General features: G+C 55.4%; 15 protein-coding genes and 7 tRNA genes. 4 read left to right on the forward strand and 18 right to left on the reverse strand.

The annotated features are described in order from the left end of the window. Positions 1–41: 41 nt before the first annotated feature. From yihA to M0R70_13500, 11 genes are all read right to left on the reverse strand, one after another. Positions 42–653, reverse strand: a complete 612-nt coding sequence (gene yihA, locus M0R70_13450) for a ribosome biogenesis GTP-binding protein YihA/YsxC (GenBank protein MCK9420377.1) — start codon at positions 651–653, stop codon at positions 42–44. Positions 654–749: 96 nt separating this feature from the next. After that, a complete protein-coding gene (gene clpX / locus M0R70_13455) occupies positions 750–1,994 on the reverse strand; it encodes an ATP-dependent Clp protease ATP-binding subunit ClpX (protein MCK9420378.1) in 1,245 nt (414 codons plus the stop codon). A 4-nt stretch (positions 1,995–1,998) separates the two neighbouring features. Continuing rightward, complete coding sequence (gene clpP, locus M0R70_13460; GenBank protein MCK9420379.1) at positions 1,999–2,598, reverse strand: ATP-dependent Clp endopeptidase proteolytic subunit ClpP; 600 nt, start codon at positions 2,596–2,598, stop codon at positions 1,999–2,001. Between the two features lie 108 nt (positions 2,599–2,706). Continuing rightward, complete coding sequence (tig, locus tag M0R70_13465) at positions 2,707–3,993, reverse strand: trigger factor (GenBank protein ID MCK9420380.1); 1,287 nt, start codon at positions 3,991–3,993, stop codon at positions 2,707–2,709. A gap of 141 nt (positions 3,994–4,134) precedes the next feature. Beyond that, positions 4,135–4,217 (reverse strand) — tRNA-Leu (locus M0R70_13470). 81 nt (positions 4,218–4,298) lie between these two features. Continuing rightward, a tRNA-Lys gene (locus tag M0R70_13475) sits at positions 4,299–4,374 on the reverse strand. 226 nt (positions 4,375–4,600) lie between these two features. Next, a tRNA-Arg gene (locus M0R70_13480) sits at positions 4,601–4,677 on the reverse strand. A gap of 94 nt (positions 4,678–4,771) precedes the next feature. Then, positions 4,772–4,848 (reverse strand) — tRNA-Arg (locus tag M0R70_13485). A gap of 62 nt (positions 4,849–4,910) precedes the next feature. Further along, a tRNA-His gene (locus tag M0R70_13490) sits at positions 4,911–4,986 on the reverse strand. A 268-nt stretch (positions 4,987–5,254) separates the two neighbouring features. Then, positions 5,255–5,331: transfer RNA gene (locus tag M0R70_13495), tRNA-Arg, on the reverse strand. 107 nt (positions 5,332–5,438) lie between these two features. Beyond that, a tRNA-Pro gene (locus M0R70_13500) sits at positions 5,439–5,515 on the reverse strand. Between the two features lie 158 nt (positions 5,516–5,673). Here M0R70_13500 and M0R70_13505 point away from each other — a divergent pair. The 4 genes from M0R70_13505 to M0R70_13520 all read left to right on the forward strand — a co-directional run bounded on the left by M0R70_13505 (position 5,674) and on the right by M0R70_13520 (position 8,689). Continuing rightward, positions 5,674–5,928 carry a hypothetical protein gene (locus M0R70_13505; protein ID MCK9420381.1) on the forward strand — a complete coding sequence of 85 codons (255 nt, stop codon included), beginning with the start codon at positions 5,674–5,676 and terminating at the stop codon, positions 5,926–5,928. A 9-nt stretch (positions 5,929–5,937) separates the two neighbouring features. After that, complete coding sequence (locus M0R70_13510) at positions 5,938–6,909, forward strand: ABC transporter permease (GenBank protein MCK9420382.1); 972 nt, start codon at positions 5,938–5,940, stop codon at positions 6,907–6,909. A gap of 93 nt (positions 6,910–7,002) precedes the next feature. After that, positions 7,003–7,854 carry an ABC transporter permease gene (locus tag M0R70_13515; protein MCK9420383.1) on the forward strand — a complete coding sequence of 284 codons (852 nt, stop codon included), beginning with the start codon at positions 7,003–7,005 and terminating at the stop codon, positions 7,852–7,854. A 157-nt stretch (positions 7,855–8,011) separates the two neighbouring features. Continuing rightward, positions 8,012–8,689 (forward strand): PilZ domain-containing protein, encoded by a 678-nt coding sequence (locus M0R70_13520; protein ID MCK9420384.1) that lies wholly within the window; start codon positions 8,012–8,014, stop codon positions 8,687–8,689. 220 nt (positions 8,690–8,909) lie between these two features. Here M0R70_13520 and mltG read toward each other — a convergent pair whose 3' ends face one another. From mltG to thpR, 7 genes are all read right to left on the reverse strand, one after another. After that, on the reverse strand, positions 8,910–9,992 hold the full coding sequence (gene mltG, locus M0R70_13525; protein MCK9420385.1) for an endolytic transglycosylase MltG: 1,083 nt from the start codon (positions 9,990–9,992) through the stop codon (positions 8,910–8,912). A 584-nt stretch (positions 9,993–10,576) separates the two neighbouring features. Next, the gene (locus M0R70_13530) at positions 10,577–10,897 is read right to left on the reverse strand and encodes a phasin family protein (protein MCK9420386.1); all 321 of its coding nucleotides are present in this window, start codon (positions 10,895–10,897) and stop codon (positions 10,577–10,579) included. 115 nt (positions 10,898–11,012) lie between these two features. Then, the gene (gene alaS / locus M0R70_13535) at positions 11,013–13,655 is read right to left on the reverse strand and encodes an alanine--tRNA ligase (protein MCK9420387.1); all 2,643 of its coding nucleotides are present in this window, start codon (positions 13,653–13,655) and stop codon (positions 11,013–11,015) included. A 297-nt stretch (positions 13,656–13,952) separates the two neighbouring features. Then, positions 13,953–14,432, reverse strand: a complete 480-nt coding sequence (locus M0R70_13540; protein ID MCK9420388.1) for a recombination regulator RecX — start codon at positions 14,430–14,432, stop codon at positions 13,953–13,955. Positions 14,433–14,582: 150 nt separating this feature from the next. Continuing rightward, positions 14,583–15,836, reverse strand: coding sequence for a type IV pilus twitching motility protein PilT (locus M0R70_13545; GenBank protein ID MCK9420389.1), 1,254 nt, complete (start codon positions 15,834–15,836; stop codon positions 14,583–14,585). Between the two features lie 222 nt (positions 15,837–16,058). Beyond that, the gene (recA, locus tag M0R70_13550; protein ID MCK9420390.1) at positions 16,059–17,147 is read right to left on the reverse strand and encodes a recombinase RecA; all 1,089 of its coding nucleotides are present in this window, start codon (positions 17,145–17,147) and stop codon (positions 16,059–16,061) included. A 161-nt stretch (positions 17,148–17,308) separates the two neighbouring features. Further along, a complete protein-coding gene (gene thpR, locus M0R70_13555; protein MCK9420391.1) occupies positions 17,309–17,866 on the reverse strand; it encodes an RNA 2',3'-cyclic phosphodiesterase in 558 nt (185 codons plus the stop codon). Positions 17,867–17,974: the final 108 nt, after the last annotated feature.

The raw sequence follows: 17,974 nt of genomic DNA on the forward strand, positions 1-17,974 counted from the left end.
CAGGAGTCTGAAATCAGGCGAAAGAAACAAAACAATTGGTATTATTCTCCTGACTCCTGACCCCTGAATCCCGGCTCCTTTAATTTTATTACTATTGCGGACCACAACTCCTTGAGCCCCAGCCCGCTTTTGGCAGAGGTGAGGAGCACGTTATCAGCGGTCCCCAGCGCCGCGCTGATGTTCCGTCGGGCCCGCTCAATCTCCTGCCGGTTCAGCTTGTCGGTCTTGGTCAGTGCGTAAATCGCCGGGATATCATACTGACGGAGCCAGTCGATCAGACGGAGATCACGCTCATCGGGTTCTCTCCTGCTGTCCAGGAGAACGACGACAGCGGAAAGACGCGGTGTGTTTTTCAGATATCCCTCGATCATCGGCGCCCAGGCGTCGGTCACTGCATGAGGGACGCGGGCATAACCGTATCCCGGCAGGTCCACAAAGTAGAACGATCCATTGATGATGAAGAAGTTGAGGAGCTGGGTCTTGCCGGGTGTCTGGCTTGTTTTTACCAGGTTCTTCCGGTGAAGCAGCGAGTTGATAATCGAGGATTTTCCAACATTCGAGCGGCCGGCAATGGCGATCTGGGATTTGCCGTCCTGCGGGAACTGCTTCGGTCCGACGGCGCTGATGACGAATTCGGCTGAGAGTATTTTCATAAAAAACAGGAGCCAGAAGTCATAATATGGGGGGAAACCATGGATATCATTATTCCTTACTCCTGACTTCGGGATACTGACTCCTGACTCCTTCTCTTAGGCTATTTTCTCGTAGATGAGCAGCGGCTCCGCCCCTTCGGTGATCACCTCTTCACTGATGAGGCATTCGCGGATACCGGGTTGGGAAGGAACGTCGTACATGACGTTCAGCATCACGTCCTCGAGGATGGCGCGCAGGCCCCGGGCGCCTGTCTTGCGGCTGATCGCCTTCCTGGCAATGGCCGTAAGGGCGCCGTCCGTGAAACGGAGCTTGCAGCCCTCGAGGGCAAGCAGCTTCTGGTATTGTTTAATGAGCGCGTTCTTGGGACGCGTGAGGATATCGATCAACGAGTGTTCATCGAGCTCTTCGAGCGTTGCCACGACCGGCATGCGGCCGATGAACTCGGGGATGAGCCCGTATTTGAGCAGATCGCCGGGCTGGAGGCTGGCGAGCGTCTCGGAGAGCTTCCGTTCTTTCTTGCTCTGGATGTCGGCGCCGAATCCCATGGTCTTCTGGCCGATGCGCTGCTCGATGATCGTATCAAGGCCGACGAAAGCCCCGCCGCATACGAACAGAATGTTCTTGGTGTCCACCTGGATGAACTCCTGGTGCGGATGCTTTCGACCGCCCTGCGGCGGCACACTGGCAACGGTCCCCTCGATGAGCTTGAGAAGCGCCTGCTGCACGCCCTCGCCCGAGACGTCACGGGTGATCGAAGGGCTCTCGGACTTGCGGCTGATTTTGTCGATCTCGTCGATGTACACAATGCCGCGCTGCGCCCGCTCCACATCGTAGTTGGCGTTCTGGAGAAGTTTGAGAATTATGTTTTCCACGTCCTCGCCCACGTACCCCGCCTCGGTGAGAGTCGTGGCATCGGCAATGGTGAAGGGCACATCGAGGATCCTTGCCAGGGTCTGGGCGAGCAGTGTTTTGCCCACTCCCGTGGATCCGATCAACAGGATGTTGCTCTTCTGGAGCTCGACCTCGTCGCCGATCTCGTGCTGCACGCCGATGCGCTTGTAGTGGTTATGCACGGCCACGGACAGTATTTTCTTGGCACGGTCCTGCCCGACCACATATTCATCGAGGTTGCGCTTGATCTCAGCGGGTTTCGGAAGCCGCGGAACCTTCGATTCCTTGATCTCTTCCCATTCCTCGGAGATGATCTCGTTGCAAAGATCCACGCACTCGTTACAGATGAAAACCGAGGGGCCCGCGATCAGTTTTTTTACCTCGTCCTGCCCCTTGCCGCAGAACGAGCACTTGAGCGGGGTCGTTGTATGTTCTTTCTTTTCCACCATGGGGTCACTTCTCCTTCACAAGCCGGGGAACTTTCTTGGCAATGACCTCGTCAACAAGGCCATACGCCTTCGCATCCTCGCCGGACATGAAATAATCCCGGTCCGTATCCTCATGGATCTTCTCGATCGGCTGCCCTGTATGGTTTGACAGGATCTTGTTCAGCGTGTCCTTCATCTTCAGCATTTCCCTGGCATGGATCTCGATGTCCGTGGCCTGTCCCTGGAACCCGCCCATGGGTTGATGGATCATGATACGCGCATGCGGCAGGGAGAAGCGCTTTCCCTTGGCGCCCGATGCCAACAGCAGCGCGCCCATGCTCGCGGCCTGGCCGATGCAGATGGTCGAGACCGGGGACTTTATATAATTCATGGTGTCGTAGATCGCAAGTCCGGCGGTCACAATGCCGCCTGGTGAATTGATATAGAGAAAGATGTCCTTGTCCGGGTCGTCGGCTTCAAGGAAGAGGAATTGCGCGATCACCGTGTTCGCCACCAGATCGTCGATGGGCGTGCCGAGGAAGATGATCCGGTCCTTCAACAAGCGCGAGTAAATATCGTACGCCCTCTCGCCTCGGCTCGTCTGTTCTATTACCATGGGGATCAATGACATATATTCTCCTTCGGGATTTCCACCGGGAACCGTAACAACAAAGAAAAACCTCGCGTCTCTCGGCGGCGTAATGACTTCGCAGCTTGAATTATTTGATCCTTCTTATTTTTTATTATAGCTCTTCCTGGTGCGGGAAAGCAAGAGACCGAGCGTCTTTTCCTGAACGAGCGAGGCACGCAGGTTATCAAGTCCGCCGTCCTGTGAATCATAATATTTCTTGACCGCGTCCGCGGTCTGTCCCGCTCCCTTCGCCATCGCCGCGATGGATGCGGACAGTTCCTGATCGGTCACTTCGATCTTTTCTTTTTCAGCTATCTCTTCGAGCAGCAGGATCCCTTTGACCCGCTTCACGGCCAGGTCCTGGTTCTTCTCCATGAACTTCTTCGCATCAAAGGACTTGATGTCCATGCCCTGCCGGGCAAAGCGAGTGGCCTGCTGCCGCGCCATGGTCTGCAGTTCATGTTCCACCATGCCCTGCGGCACATCGAACGCATGAGCATCCACCAGTCTCGACATCAATTCCTCACGCTGGGCAGACCCCTGCTCGTCGCGCTTTCGCGCCTCGAGATCTTCCCTGACCCGAGCCTTCAGTTCGTCGACCGTTTTGTTGCCGCCGGTATCCTTCGCGAACTCATCGTTCAGCTCGGGGAGGACCTTTTTCTTGATCTCTTTAAGCGACACCGTAAAGCGCGCGTCCTTGCCCGCTATTTCCTTATTAGCATAATCCGCCGGGAACGTGACCTGGATATCCCGTGTCTCGCCCTTCTTCATGCCGATAAGCTGCTCCTCGAACCCCGGGATCAGATTTCCCGAACCGATGGCGAGCATATGGTCCGCTGCCTTGGCGCCTTCGATGGTCTTTCCTCCATGGAACCCTTCGAAGTCGATGATCGCCGTGTGGTCCTTCGCGAGCGTCTCGGCTTCGACAACTTCGAGCTGCGCGTACATCTCGCGGAGACGGTCAAGCGTCTGGTTCAGTTCTTCGTCGGTCACTACAAGGTCCGTTTCTTTAACCTCAATTCCGTCGTAGGCGCCAAGCGTGATGCTCGGGCGTACTTCCACGGTGGCGGTATAGCTCAGCGGGGAGCCCTTGGCAAGCGTCGATATATTCTCGATCTTCGGCATATCCACGGGGCTGAGCTTGTGTTCCTGGAGCGCCCTAAGGTACGAGTCCGAAATGAGCTTGTTCATGACCTCGGACCGGACCTCTTCGCCATAATGTTTTTCCACGATGTTCTTCGGCGCCTTGCCGGGACGAAAACCGGGGATCTTCGCCTTTTTGGCAACGTCCTTGATCGCCTTGTCCATCTCCTTGTCGACGGAATCAGGCTCAATTTCGATATTGATCTTTTTCTTTACCGGATTTATTTCTTCTATTACCGATTTCATGATTTACCACCTTTGGTTGAGGGTTGAGAATTTACAGCGTTCAAGAAGGTTTAGGACGCAGTGGAGTTTAAAAACATGTTTCATAACACGGAGGTTTGTACTCCCCCTCCGAACTCCCCCGCTCTGAACTCCGAACTACTATGGTGCGAGAGGGGGGACTTGAACCCCCATGGTCGCCCACCAGATCCTAAGTCTGGCGCGTCTGCCAGTTCCGCCACTCTCGCTTTCTGAACAAAGAAAGCAGTGAACGTGAAGCAGCCTTCAAGTCCCGCTGCCTGCTGCTCACTGCTCCCTGAGTTTTATTATGGTGAGCCGTGAAGGAGTTGAACCTTCGACCCGCTGATTAAGAGTCAGCTGCTCTACCAACTGAGCTAACGGCCCATAGATGAGAGGATGAGAGTATCAGATGCAAAGAGTGGCTATTATACTTATCTTTAAAGTTTGATGCAACATAAAAAACTAATGCACAATGAACGCCTGCTCATACACTGCATGATGGACGATTGACGATTTTGACTTGGCTCTTCGTCCGTCGTCTCTCGTCCTTCGTCTCTCATCTCCCCTTCATCGTCCATCGTCCGTCCTTTTTTTGTCTCCTTATATTTGATGGTGCGCCTGGCGGGAGTCGGACCCACGACCTTTGGCTTCGGAGGCCAACGCTCTATCCAGCTGAGCTACAGGCGCGATAAAAAACTCGATGGACGATGGACGTTGGACGATTTTGACTTGGCTCTGCGTCCCTCGTCCCTCGTCCCTCGTTTTTTTCTTTGCGGTATCTTGGTGCGCCCGGCAGGAGTCGAACCTGCGGCCTGCGGATTCGAAGTCCGACGCTCTATCCAGCTGAGCTACGGGCGCGGAGAAAACACCTCATAAAAGCTGTAGAGACGGCCGACGTGACCGTCTCTACGATCGAAATTTGGGGTGAGCGACGGGGCTTGAACCCGCGGCCACCAGGGCCACAACCTGGAGCTCTACCAACTGAGCTACGCCCACCATGAAAATCTAAAAGAGCACCGAAAAATAACAGGAGATATGATACCTTAAAAAGTAAAATATTTCTATTTATTTTTTATTGGTGCGCCTGAAGGCAATCGAACCCGCTGACCCGTCGCCCGTAAAGGGCTCCCCAAAGGGGGCCTGCCCCCTCTGGTATCTTCCCCGAAGCTCAGGGGAATACTTCCCCTGAAACCCCTTGGGTCAGGTGTTCTGCCTTTTTCGCTTCAGTCACCAGTTATGGCTTGCCGATCATCTGTTGGTTGAATGGTGCGCCTGAAGGGAATCGAACCCCTGGCCCACAGCTTAGAAGGCTGTTGCTCTATCCATCTGAGCTACAGGCGCAATCGCTTCGCGTATTGTAAATTGGAAATTGGAAAATTAAGATTTTAAATTATCAGGCACAATGCAAAATTTACAACTTCCAATCTCCAATTTCCAATTTTTTATACTGGTCGGGGCGAGAGGATTCGAACCTCCGACTTTCTGCTCCCAAAGCAGACGCGCTACCGGGCTGCGCCACGCCCCGCTGTACAACCACACCATTTATACCCTGAATGGTAGGCCATATAATACTCACACTCCTCCGCATTGTCAAGCGCTATGTCCGGACTTCTGACAACAGACGACCGGTTTCTTATCCTTTTTCCCTTGAAATGATATAATTTTTATACTATGATGAGCCTTATGGAAGAGCGGATCGGATCAGTGATAAGATTTTTTGAAAAAACCTCCATTGCTGCGGTAAAGCTTGATTTCGGCGACCTCGCGATCGGCGATACCATTCACATCAAGGGAAACAATACCGACTTCACTCAGAAGATCGATGACCTGGAGTTCGACCACAAACCGGTCCAGAAAGCCATCCGCGGCCAGTTTACCGGCATCAAGCTTTCCCAGCACGCAAAGCCTTTCGATCTCGTATACAAGGTCACGGAATAAAGCCAGCCGATGCTTTCCTACGTCATAAAACGCGCGCTCCTGATGATCCCCATCCTCCTCGGCATCACCGTGCTCAGTTTCGGTGTCATGCGACTCGCCCCGGGAGGTCCCGCCGAGGCGCAGATGGAGTTTTCAGCAAAGGCGTCCGCCGAGGCTCGGGAGCGGCTCCGCAAGCTTTACGGCGCTGACCAGCCCTTTTACAAGCAATACGCCACGTGGCTCACGAAGTTCGTGACCCTTGATTTCGGCGAGGCCTTTGCCGACGGCCGCAAGGTCAAGGACAAAATCCTTGAACGCCTCCCGATCACGCTCACGATCAACCTGCTCTCGCTCGGGCTGGTGCTTTTGATTGCAATCCCCATCGGCATTATGTCCGCCACCCGACAATACTCTCTCCTTGACCGCTTCACGACCGTCTTCGTTTTCATAGGCTTTTCCACGCCCTCGTTCTGGCTGGCGCTCCTGCTCATCTATCTGTTCGGTGTGCAGTGGGGCGTGCTTCCGATATCAGGTATCCAGAGTCTCGATGTGACGGGGCTCTCGGGTTGGGACAGGCTCATGGACAGGTCCCGGCATCTGATCCTGCCGGTCTTTGTGTTGTCCTTCGGCGGTCTGGCTGGATTCTCGCGTTATGTCCGGAACAATATGCTCGAGGTCATGCGCCAGGACTACATCCGCACAGCCAGGGCCAAGGGGCTTTCCGAGCACGTGGTCATTTACAAACACGCCCTCAGGAACGCGCTTATGCCGGTCATCACCATTTTAGGTCTGGCACTCCCCGGCATCATCGGCGGCAGTGTGATCATTGAACAGGTCTTCGGTATTCCCGGCATGGGGCAGCTCATGTTCCAGTCGGTCATGTCTCGGGACTATAATCTCGTCATGGGGATACTGGTCCCCGCCGCGTTTCTGACCTTGCTCGGGAATTTCCTGGCGGACATCGGGTATGCATTTACCGACCCGAGGGTGAGACTGCGTTAGTGCGGATTTCACCCTGCACTCGCGCGAGCACTCGTAATCGCTGGGCGCAGGCGGAATGCGGAGTGTGGAATAAAAGAAATAACCGGAGTAAAAATGTCTACCACCGAATCCTTCACATCCCAGACGCTTCATTACCTCATGAAGAACAAGCTCGCGGTCATCGGCGGGACGCTCGTGCTGCTCGTCTTCATCCTGTCCATCTTCGCGCCGCTGGTCGCGCCCTATAACCCCTCCACCATCGATATCAAGAATATCCTTGTCGGTCCAAACCTTTCGCACCTGCTTGGCACGGACGACCTCGGCAGGGATGTGCTGTCACGTATGCTCTGGGGAGGAAGGATCTCTCTTGAGGTGGGATTCGTGGCAGTCGGGATAGCAACGGTCCTCGGCATCTTTCTCGGAGCCATCGCAGGCTACTACGGAGGCAGTCTTGACAGCGCGATCATGCGGGCCGTGGATATCATGCTGAGCATCCCCACGATCTTCCTGGTGTTGGCCGTGATCGCCATCCTCGAGCCCAGCATCATTAATATCATGATCGTGATCGGGCTCACCAGCTGGATGGAGCCTGCGCGTCTCATCCGCGCGGAGTTCATCTCGCTGAAAGAACGCGAGTTCGTGATCGCCGCGCGCGCCATCGGCGCCACCGACGGCCGCATCATCATGAAACATGTTCTGCCGAACGGTCTCTCCCCGATCCTCGTCTCCGCCACCATGGGCATCGGAGGCGCGATCCTCATCGAATCGGCACTCAGCTTTCTCGGCCTCGGTGTTCAGCCGCCTACTCCAAGCTGGGGCAGCCTGCTTTCCTCAGGCAAGGACAACATCGAGATCGCCTGGTGGCTTTCGGCTTTCCCCGGCCTCGCGATCCTTATCACCGTGCTCGGCTACAATCTGCTCGGTGAAGGCATCCGTGACGCGCTTGATCCGAGGCAGAGAGAGTAATTGTGTGTGCGGCATATTGGGCCGGTCACCATTTTGATAGTGTCGTCATTCCCGAATGCCTTAATCGGAAATCCAGAAGTTCTCAACGTCCCTGGGTCCCCCATAAAAGCACTCGGGGACGACGAAAATAGGTAATCAAACAAGCTCAAAGGAAATCATGCAAAAGGTATTGTTCTCAAAGGACCTTATTTCGATCCTGATGCAGGGCGAAAACCTGCTCAACCGCGCGGACATCCTGGTATATACCGCGGCAACGACCGAGGATATCCTGAAGACCCACATCGAGGAAACCCTCAATCTCATCGTGACAAGTCTCGACCTGCCCGGCACGGTCAGTGAGTCCATTTTTGAAATCATCTGGCAGTCGCAACACCTCAAGGAGGTCCGCGTCATCATGATCTGCGAAGACGATGTCCTCCACCGGGCGCGATGCAAGCATTGCGGGGCTCATGCCATCCTGCCCATACCTGTTGACCCGGGCCTGCTCCAGGAAAAAGTGCGCCAATTCCTTGAGGTCGCCCTTCGACAGGCCTACCGGGTGCTTTTGAGGGTCTCCATTGATGGAAAGTTCAATGACCGGCATTTCCTGTGTCACACCGAGAACATCAGCACCACCGGAGCGCTCATCAGTTCAGAACTGGACCTCTCCCCCGGGAACCGCATTTCGTGCTCTTTCTATCTTCCTGACGGCACAAAGGTCGAAACGCAGGGAGAAGTGATGCGGGTGCTGAAGCAGGCAGGTTCAAACGAGACGCTCTATGGGATCAGATATACCAACATCCCGTCGGAGAGCAAAGCAAAGATCGAAGCGTATGTTAAAAAGGACCGGATGTAGAGGCTCGTCAGGGCCGTAACGGCGATCTCGCATTCCCTCCTTAACAGCCCCGGGGAAAAACAAGTCGGGAAATGCGCTGGATAGCAGAACGGTGCGGGAACATCACGACTGATTTGCGGGATACTCCCGTGAGAAGCGTCTGCGTTCGGCGTTGTTCCTTTCTCAGAAGAACGTTACCCTTGCGGGTGTTGCGCCAAGTGACCCCGTACCCGCCATCCTTCTACGGCGCCCGCTGCTTCGCCTTCTTCTTATTCGATCGATACCGGCCGATGGCCTTCTCATGCGCATGAAAATCCTTTGAGAAATAGTGGCTGCCGTCTCCCTGGGCAACAAAAAAAAGATAGTCCACCTGTTCAGGATAGAGCGCGGCAAGGATCGCACCCTCGCCGGGGTTCGCGATCGGCCCCGGGGGAAGCCCCTTGTGGAGGTAGGTATTGTAAGGAGACCGCCGCTTGAGGTCCTCCCTGGTGACCTTCGTGATCCATGCCTTGGTTCCGTATACCGCGGTAGGGTCCGCCTGGAGCTTCATGCCCTGCTTCAACCGGTTATGATATACCGCCGAGATGACCTTCCGCTCCGAATCCACCTTGGCTTCTTTTTCCACGATCGAAGCAAGGGTAATGATCTGCTGCTCGGTGAATCCGAGTTCTTTCGCCCGGTTTCTTTTGTCGTTAGAGAATACGGCCTTATATCGCTGGACCATCTTTTTTGGAATATCTTCAAGCTTGATGCCCTTGGGCAGATAGTACGTATCCGGGAACAGATATCCTTCGAGCGTATCAGCCTCGATGCCGAGCGAGCGGACATAGGTCTTGTTTTTTACCAGATCGATGAACTCATGAGGTTCGGAGATGAGCGGAGTGCCGGACAGCGTCCAGCCGATCTGGTACAGGTTATAGCCCTCGGGGATCACTACCTCGTATTCAATGATCCTGCCTTTTCGCAGGTGGTCCAGGACCTCCCAAAGGCTCATGCTCGTGCTCAACCCGTAGTAACCCACTCGCACCCTGCGACTGATACCCTGCAATCTGCCGATGATCTCGAAGTATCCAGGGTAACGGATGATGCCTTCTTTTTTAAGTTCCCCGGCGATCGCTTTAAAGCTCATCCCTTCGGTAACCTGGACTTCCTTCCAGACCTTCTCGTTGGATGGCGGAATGAAGAGAGCAATATAAAAATGGATACCAACCAGAAGAGCTGCCGTAGCGATGAGGAATGACAACCACAGATGCTTCTTTACCCGCTTTCGCGTTTTCCCCCACGCAACGACAAAGACTTTTAATCCTTTGCTCATTACTTTCATCGGGACAGACCTCTTCCCCCAGATCCTTCGTCATGATGCACTCACCCCGATCCCTGTCTCGCAATGGGAAGGGGGGCATAAAGGCACGTGTGCTTCATAAAAAGGGATTGAAAACTTTGTGCCGGTCAGGCAACCGGAAAACGCTGATGTTCATCCCTCCTGCGTGCATGCAGTTCATGGACGATCCATAAGCAGAAACCTTTCCAATAAAGCACCTTGAGCGAATGAAAGGGATCCAGCGTCTGTTACTCCGGTGAGTTGTTTGTTATAAAATATTCGATGGGACTGTATGTCCGGTCTGCATGCCGGCGCCCGTCCGCGTCGGATGAATTCGGGATCAGGTTCATCGAACAGAACACGGAACATTCCCCCGCGCACAATCAACGATCGATGAGAGGGGGACTTTTGCAGGAAAGCACGTTTGCCGAGCGAGAAAAACCGTCGCGAGCACATCTGTTCCACGAGATGGCCCATACCCGATCCGGCATGCCAACGCGAGGGTCTGCCCGATCCGCGGGATTGGGCAGAGGTGTCATCTTGCATGACCAACAGAACAGAGACTTCGAAGCGCCGGAGCCGTGATCTTATGCTCCGCCTTTCCCCTCTCCGCCTTCAAGTTTCGAGAGTCGTGCAGATATGCCCTGTATTTTCTTTTCCAGTTTTTCAAGGTCTTCGCGAGTCGGGATATTCAGCTTCTCAAATACGGCCGCAATGGTGTCCTTGACCTTCAGGTCCACATCCTTGGTGCTTTCCGCGGCCTTGGACGACCACTCCTTCACCAGCGTGGCAGCCTCGCTCTTGGAAAGTTCCCCTGCCTTGACCAGTTCGTCGACAAATTCCCTGGCCTTTTCCTGCGCTCCCAGTCCAACAAGCATTGCTCTTTTGATGATATCCGCGACATTCATGATAACCTCCTTGGGTTAGATATATCTGATTATAACATAACTCAAAGCCTGTTACGTGAGTGAACGGGAAACGAATCTATTACAACAACCTGAGGCATCGCTCCTTGGCCGGAGTCTATCCAGCCGCTTTTTTTACCGCATCGTACAACGCATCAAGCGCCGCGTCCAGTTTCCCGGGGTCCTTGCCGCCGGACTGGGCAAGATCGGCCTTGCCCCCTCCTGTGCCGCCCAGGATAGGCGCCATCTCCTTGATGATGGTTCCGGCATGGAACCGGGTCGTCAGGTCTTTTGAGACCATCACGATCAGACTCACCTTGTCGTCCTTCACCGAACCGAGCGCCAGAACGCCCGACCCGAGCTTGTCCCTGAGCTTGTCTCCGAAAGCCCGCAGATCTTTTGGATCAATTCCATCGACCCGCTTGGCGAGCACCATGACGCCATGGATCTTTTTTGCCTCCCCGATCACATCGCCGGCCTGAAAGGATTGGAGCTTGTGCTTTATCCGGTCAAGTTCTTTCTCGCTCTCTTTGAGCTGTGCCGCCAGCTTCTCGACCCTGCCGACAATGTCGGCGTCAGATGCCTTCAGCACCAGGGCGATCTCCCGAAGGTACTTCTCTTCTTTTTTCACGTCCCAATACGCACGTCGTCCGGCGAGCGCCTCGATCCTTCGGACCCCGGCCGCGATGCCGGCCTCGGAAACGATCTTGAACATGCCGATATCGCCGCTCGCACGGGTATGGGTCCCGCCGCAGAGCTCTTTGCTCACATCCTTCACCGTGACCACCCGGACCGTATCGCCATATTTCTCATCAAAGAGCGCCATGGCGCCGGCGGCAATGGCCTGGTCGATATCCATGACCGCCGTGTCAACGGGATGGTTCTCGAGAATACGCTCGTTCACCAGTTCTTCGATCCGTTCCTTTTCCCGTTCCGTGAGCGCCGTGTAATGCGTGAAATCAAAGCGGAGCCGTTCAGGCGACACCAGCGATCCCGCCTGTTTCACATGCTCGCCGAGCACTGACCGGAGCGTTGCGTGGAGAATATGCGTTACCGTATGGTGCCTGGCGATATCGGCCCGATTGCCGGTCTCTACCTTCGCGAGTATCGCATCGCCGGTCTTGAAGGTACCTTTCCTGATCTTCCCTTTGTGGACGATCAGGTCCTGGACCGGCTTTATCGTGTCCGTAACGTCGAATTTTGATGCTTCTCCCAGAAGCTCGCCTTTGTCCCCCACCTGTCCGCCCGACTCGGCATAGAAAGGCGTCTGATCAAGGATGATCTCCACCTCATCGCCATCATGGGCCTCGGTGATTTTTTTGTCTCCCTTGATGATCGCCAGGACTTCCGCAGTGCCTTCGAGCACAGTATAGCCGACAAAAAGCGGCTTCTTGATGCCTGCGGAGACTTCCTTGTAAATCGGCTTTACCTTCTCCTCGCCCGATCCTGCCCAGGAAGCCCGCGCCTTCTCGCGCTGTTCCTGCATGGCGCGGCGATAGCCGTCTTCGTCCAGTTCGAGATGCATGTCCCTTGCCATGTCAGCGACAAGGTCCAGGGGAAATCCAAAGGTGTCATAGAGCCTGAACAGCACGTCTCCGGGGACCATGACCTGACCCGAGGCCTTGAGTTTTGCAACGGATTCGTTCAAAAGAGCAAGACCGGAGTCGAGCGTGGCAGCGAACCGTTCCTCCTCGAGCAGCACCACCTTTGCCACATGATCCCGGCTGTCCGCGAGCTCGGGATAGGCTTCCCGCATCTCGTCCACCACGGCCCCGGTAAGCCTGTACAGGATCGGCTTGTTGATGCCGATGAGCTTCGCGTAGCGGCTGGCCCGGCGGAGAATACGCCTCAGCACATACCCCCTACCCTCGTTTGAGGGAAGCACGCCGTCGGTGATAAGGAAGGTCATGGCCCGAAGATGGTCCGCGATAACCTGGTAGGAGATGTCTGCTTGCGCATCTTTGTGATACGGCACGCCGGCCAGGGTCGCGATCTCTTTGATGATGGACTGGAACAGGTCGGTTTCAAAGTTGCTCCTGACCTTCTGCACTACGGCGGACAGGCGCTCCAGGCCCATGCCCGTGTCGATGCTCGGCTTCGGCAGCGGGGTGAGCTTGCCCGTCTCGTCGCGGTTATACTGCATGAACACCAGGTTCCATATCTCGAGATACCGGTCGCAGTCACACCCCACGGCGCATCCGGGCTTTCCGCAGGACATCTCGGGCCCCTGGTCGATAAGGATCTCGGAGCACGGGCCGCAGGGCCCGGTGTCTCCCATTGACCAGAAGTTGTCCTTCTCGCCGAGGCGTACGATACGATCGGCCGGAACGCCGATCACGGTCCGCCAGAGCTCAAAGGCCTCGTCATCATCCTTGTACACCGTCACCCAAAGCTTGTCTGCCGGGAGATTGACCTTTTTGGTGAGAAATTCCCAGGCGTACTCGAGGGATTCCTTCTTGAAATAATCTCCAAAGGAGAAGTTGCCGAGCATCTCAAAGAAGGTATGGTGCCGCGCCGTATGGCCGACGTTCTCGAGATCGTTGTGTTTGCCTCCGGCGCGAACGCACTTTTGGCTCGTGACCGCGCGCTTGTAATCCCGCGCATCCTCGCCGAGGAACACGCCCTTGAACTGGACCATTCCCGCGTTCGTGAACAGGAGCGATGGGTCGTTCTTCGGAACAAGGGACGAGCTCGGCACCACCTTGTGGCCGTGTTGGGAAAAATAGTCAATGAACAGTTTTCGTAATTCGTTCGATTTCAATGTTAACTCCTGACATTAATAGAGAATAATAATGTAACTACTCAGATGGCATGAAATTATCGAGAACCATGACAAGTAAGCTGCCGCTATACTATAAAATGTCGTCATTCCCGAACGATTTAATCGGGAATCCAGAGGTTTTCAACATCCCTGGGTCCCCGATAGAGGCATTCGGGGACGACGGATATCGGGTACCTGAACAGTTACAATAAAATAATCAAAGATAAAAACAGCTCCTCTGGAAGATTCAGGTCCGAGTGCTGTGTTGATCTGTTTTTATCCGTTGTTGATTGCCGTTTATATAGATTTATCGGTTTGGTTCAGCACATCCCTGATAATCTCAAAAGAGAACCCTTTCCGTTCCAGAAACCCCGCCAGCCGGCGCCTGCGGGTCTCGCGGTCAAGGGACCGGGATCCCATCGTATTCAATTTTTTCCCGGCAACCCGCTTTGCGGTCTCGATCTCGGTTTCTTCGCTAAAAACCTCGGCAAAGACCTCCCGGATGAGCTCCCGGCCGATCCCCTTGTTCTTGAGTTCCTGCCCGATCCTGCGCCTGCCGAACCCCTGAAGCCTGATCCGGCTTCGGGTCCAGTCACGCGCAAACTGCAGGTCATTCACGTAACCAAACCGCTCCAGGCCGGCAAGAACAGTCTCGATTATCGCATCGTCGAATTCCTTGTCATGAAGCTTTGCCTCGATCTCCGCCCTGCTTCTGGGCCGATAGGTAAGAAGACGGTAAGCCGCATTTTTAGCGCGGGTGAGTTCCTTGTCATTCACGTGACTGCGCCGTCCCCTTTTTTAACCTTGATGGACGAATGACGATCACGCCGCGGCGTGACTTCGCTCACTACGACGATGGACGCCACGACTTTTGCGTCTCTCGTCCCTCGTCTGTCGTCCCTCTGGATTCCATCGTCCCTCGCCGGTTTACTTGTCCCCGAACCGATCTATTTTGAAATCGCTGTCCGTCGAGGAGCCCTTGTACTCCTTCGCCTCAGCTTCCTTTTTTGGCGTGCCGGCGCTCCCTGTCGCCGGTTTCGTACCACTGATCGTTCCTTTTATGCCCGGCGACATCCTCTTCTCTTCCGCTTCCATCGACATATCGCTCGTCGACTGGATGCCTTTGACCTTGAGCGCAAAATCGTCGGGATTGCTCGCCGTCATCAGCGCCTCGTCGTAGCTGATGATCCCCTTCTTGTAGAGCATAAGAAGCGACTGATCGAAGGTCTGCATCCCATAGTGAAGCTGGCCCCCGGCTATGATCGTCGATATCTGACGGGTCTTGGATTCGTCGATGATCGCCTCGCGCACCGACAACGTGCCGAGCATCACTTCCACTGCCGGCACACGTCCGCTGCCGTCGGCCCTGGCCACCAGGCGCTGAGAAATGATCCCCTTGATCACGGACGCGAGCTGCATCCGAACCTGCTTCTGCTGATAGGGAGGAAATACCGTGATGATGCGGTTGACCGTCTCCGACGCGTCCAGCGTGTGCAGGGTGGAGAGCACCAAGTGTCCCGTTTCGGCAGCGGTCAGGGCCGTGGAGATGGTCTCGAAGTCGCGCATTTCTCCCACGAGGATGACATCCGGGTCCTGCCGGAGCGCGCTCCGGAGCGCATCACTGAACGAAAAGGTGTCCGAACCGATCTCGCGCTGATTGACGATGCTCTTTTTGTCCCGATGAAGAAATTCGATCGGGTCCTCTATCGTGACGATATTGGCGGTCCGGGACATGTTGATGTAGTCGATCAGCGCCGCGAGGGTCGTGGACTTGCCGCTCCCCGTCGTTCCCGTAACTAGGATGAGTCCGCGCTGCTCGCTCCCGATCTTCTGGAGCACCGTCGGGAGCATGAGGTCTTCAAAGTTCAGTATTTTGCCCGGGACCATACGGAAGACCATGCCCACGCTGCCGCGCTGCTGGAACACATTCACGCGGAAGCGGCCCATCCCCGGCACGGCATAGGCCATATCAAGCTCTTTTTTCTCCAGGAACTTTGTCTTCTGGACGGGGTTCATGATGCCCAGCGCAGTGGCAAGGGCTTCCTCCTGGGACGTCCGCTTTTCGGTCTCAATGGAGATCAGCCTGCCGTCGACCCTGAGGATGGGCGGCACACCGACCTTCAGATGCAGATCGGAAGCCTTTTTTTCGATGGTTATCTTGAGCAAATCATTCAGATTCATGGCTACCTCCCGTGCGCTCCACTTATTTACATTGTCAAACTGCAACCACAGAGAACACAGAGACTGGAACGGCTTCGAGGTTACTCCCTCCGTGTCCTCTCCTTAAGAGGTGTTTTTTGTTGTTCGATCCTTTCAGGTTCTAATCTTCATCGATATCCTTCTCGATAGTTGGCTTTTCTCTGTGTACTCTGTGGTATCAGTCTGTTCCTCGATTGATTCTCGCTATTTCCCTTTCGAGGCCTTCGCCGGTTTCTCCACAGAGAGAGCAGGTTCCTTCTCCCTTGCCGCCGCGCTCTCCGGAGCGGAAGCAACGGAACCGGTCAGACCTGCGGCCTGCCGCACCTTGGCCTCGATCTCAGTGGCCATCTCGGGGTGATCGTGCAGGAACAGTTTGACGTTCTCCCTGCCCTGGCCGATCCGCGTGCCGCTGTAGGAGAACCAGGCCCCGCTTTTTTCCACGATATTTTTTTCCGCACCGATGTCGATGATCTCACCGATCTTTGAGATGCCTTCATTGAACATGATATCGAACTCGGCCGAGCGGAACGGCGGCGCGATCTTGTTCTTCACCACCTTGACCCTCACCCTGCCGCCCGTCACTTCCTCGCCTTCCTTGATGGCCGCGATCTTGCGGATGTCGAGCCGCACCGAGGCGTAGAACTTGAGCGCGTTGCCGCCCGTGGTGGTCTCGGGGTTCCCGAACATAACGCCGATCTTCATGCGGATCTGGTTTATGAAAACGAGAGTCGTTGCCGACTTGCTGATGGCGCCGGTGAGCTTTCTGAGCGCCTGGCTCATGAGCCTCGCCTGGAGTCCCATATGCGCGTCGCCCATCTCGCCTTCGATCTCGGCCCGCGGCGTAAGCGCCGCGACGGAATCGACGACGATCACGTCGATGGCGCCGCTCCGCACGAGCGTCTCGGTGATCTCGAGAGCCTGTTCTCCCGTGTCGGGCTGGGAGATGAGAAGGTCGTCGGTGTGCACGCCGAGCTTGCGCGCATACGTCACATCCAGCGCATGCTCCGCATCGATGAATGCGACCTGGCCGCCCGCCTTCTGCGCCTCGGCCAGGATATGGAGCGCCAGGGTGGTCTTGCCGGATGACTCGGGGCCGTAGATCTCGATGATCCTTCCGCGCGGCACGCCGCCCACCCCGAGTGCGATATCCAGGCCCAGGGACCCGGTGGATATCGCGGGAATCCCCGCGGGAACTTCCTCCCTGCCCAGACGCATGATGGACCCCTTGCCGAACTGTTTCTCGATCTGGCCCACCGCCAGTTCCAATGCTTTTAGTTTATCCTTATCCGCCACTGTGTATCTCCTTTCAAGTTATGAATCGTCCGAAGGTTACATCACGAGGGATGATGGACGATCGTTCGCTGCGCTCACTAAGACGAGGGACGAATAATCTTTTGTCTCTCGTCCGTCGTCACTCGTCCCGCGTCCCTCGTCCCGCTTCTCTCGTCTATCGTTTATTGAAGCTCCGCGCGCCCCATCTCCGTATACACCGCGCCAGAGGGTTTCAGCTCACTCTTCATGAGGCTGACGGAGGTCACTTCGAACCCCGGCAGACTGATGTCCTTGATCTCTTCCAATGTCTTGAGCCATCTGTCGCTGGACCGAATGTACTTGATCCTGCCGAGTGTGAGGTGCGGAGTGAACTTCCGTTCCTCGCGCGCGATGTTCAGAAGGACCATGGCATTTTCAACAGCAACCTGGAGCCGCGTGAGCTTCTCGATATCCCCGGCAAGTCCGATCCAGACCACCCGCGCGTTTTTCGGATTTGGAAAAGCCCCGATGCCTGAAACAGAAAGTCCGAGCGGCCCAATTCCTTCCGCTGCCTTTTGAAGACTGCTCATGATCTCCGGGACCTTCTGATCCGTCACCTCACCCAGGAATTTCAGCGTCAGGTGCATACCCTCTGCCCGGCTCCAGCTTGCATCCACACCCGCGACCCTGAGCCTGCCCTGAGCCACGGCCAATTCCTTTTTTACAGACGCGGGTATCTCTATGGCGATAAACAGTCTCACAATAAATTCCGATGGACGATGGACGATCGTTCGCTTTGCTCACTAGGACGACGGACGATTTTGACTTGGCTCTTCGTCTGTCGTCCCTCGTCCGTCGTCTCTCGTCTG

It is taken from the genome of Nitrospirota bacterium (genome assembly GCA_023229435.1).
In the GTDB taxonomy this organism is placed as follows: Bacteria; Nitrospirota; UBA9217; order UBA9217; family UBA9217; genus JALNZF01.

Bases quoted from the DNA above. Each gene is read 5' to 3' on its own strand.
- yihA (MCK9420377.1), bottom strand. From the start codon at position 653: ATGAAAATACTCTCAGCCGAATTCGTCATCAGCGCCGTCGGACCGAAG.
- clpX (MCK9420378.1), bottom strand. From the start codon at position 1,994: ATGGTGGAAAAGAAAGAACATACAACGACCCCGCTCAAGTGCTCGTTC.
- tig (MCK9420380.1), bottom strand. From the start codon at position 3,993: ATGAAATCGGTAATAGAAGAAATAAATCCGGTAAAGAAAAAGATCAAT.
- M0R70_13505 (MCK9420381.1), top strand. From the start codon at position 5,674: ATGGAAGAGCGGATCGGATCAGTGATAAGATTTTTTGAAAAAACCTCC.
- M0R70_13510 (MCK9420382.1), top strand. From the start codon at position 5,938: ATGCTTTCCTACGTCATAAAACGCGCGCTCCTGATGATCCCCATCCTC.
- M0R70_13515 (MCK9420383.1), top strand. From the start codon at position 7,003: ATGTCTACCACCGAATCCTTCACATCCCAGACGCTTCATTACCTCATG.
- M0R70_13520 (MCK9420384.1), top strand. From the start codon at position 8,012: ATGCAAAAGGTATTGTTCTCAAAGGACCTTATTTCGATCCTGATGCAG.
- mltG (MCK9420385.1), bottom strand. From the start codon at position 9,992: ATGAAAGTAATGAGCAAAGGATTAAAAGTCTTTGTCGTTGCGTGGGGG.
- M0R70_13530 (MCK9420386.1), bottom strand. From the start codon at position 10,897: ATGAATGTCGCGGATATCATCAAAAGAGCAATGCTTGTTGGACTGGGA.
- M0R70_13545 (MCK9420389.1), bottom strand. From the start codon at position 15,836: ATGAATCTGAATGATTTGCTCAAGATAACCATCGAAAAAAAGGCTTCC.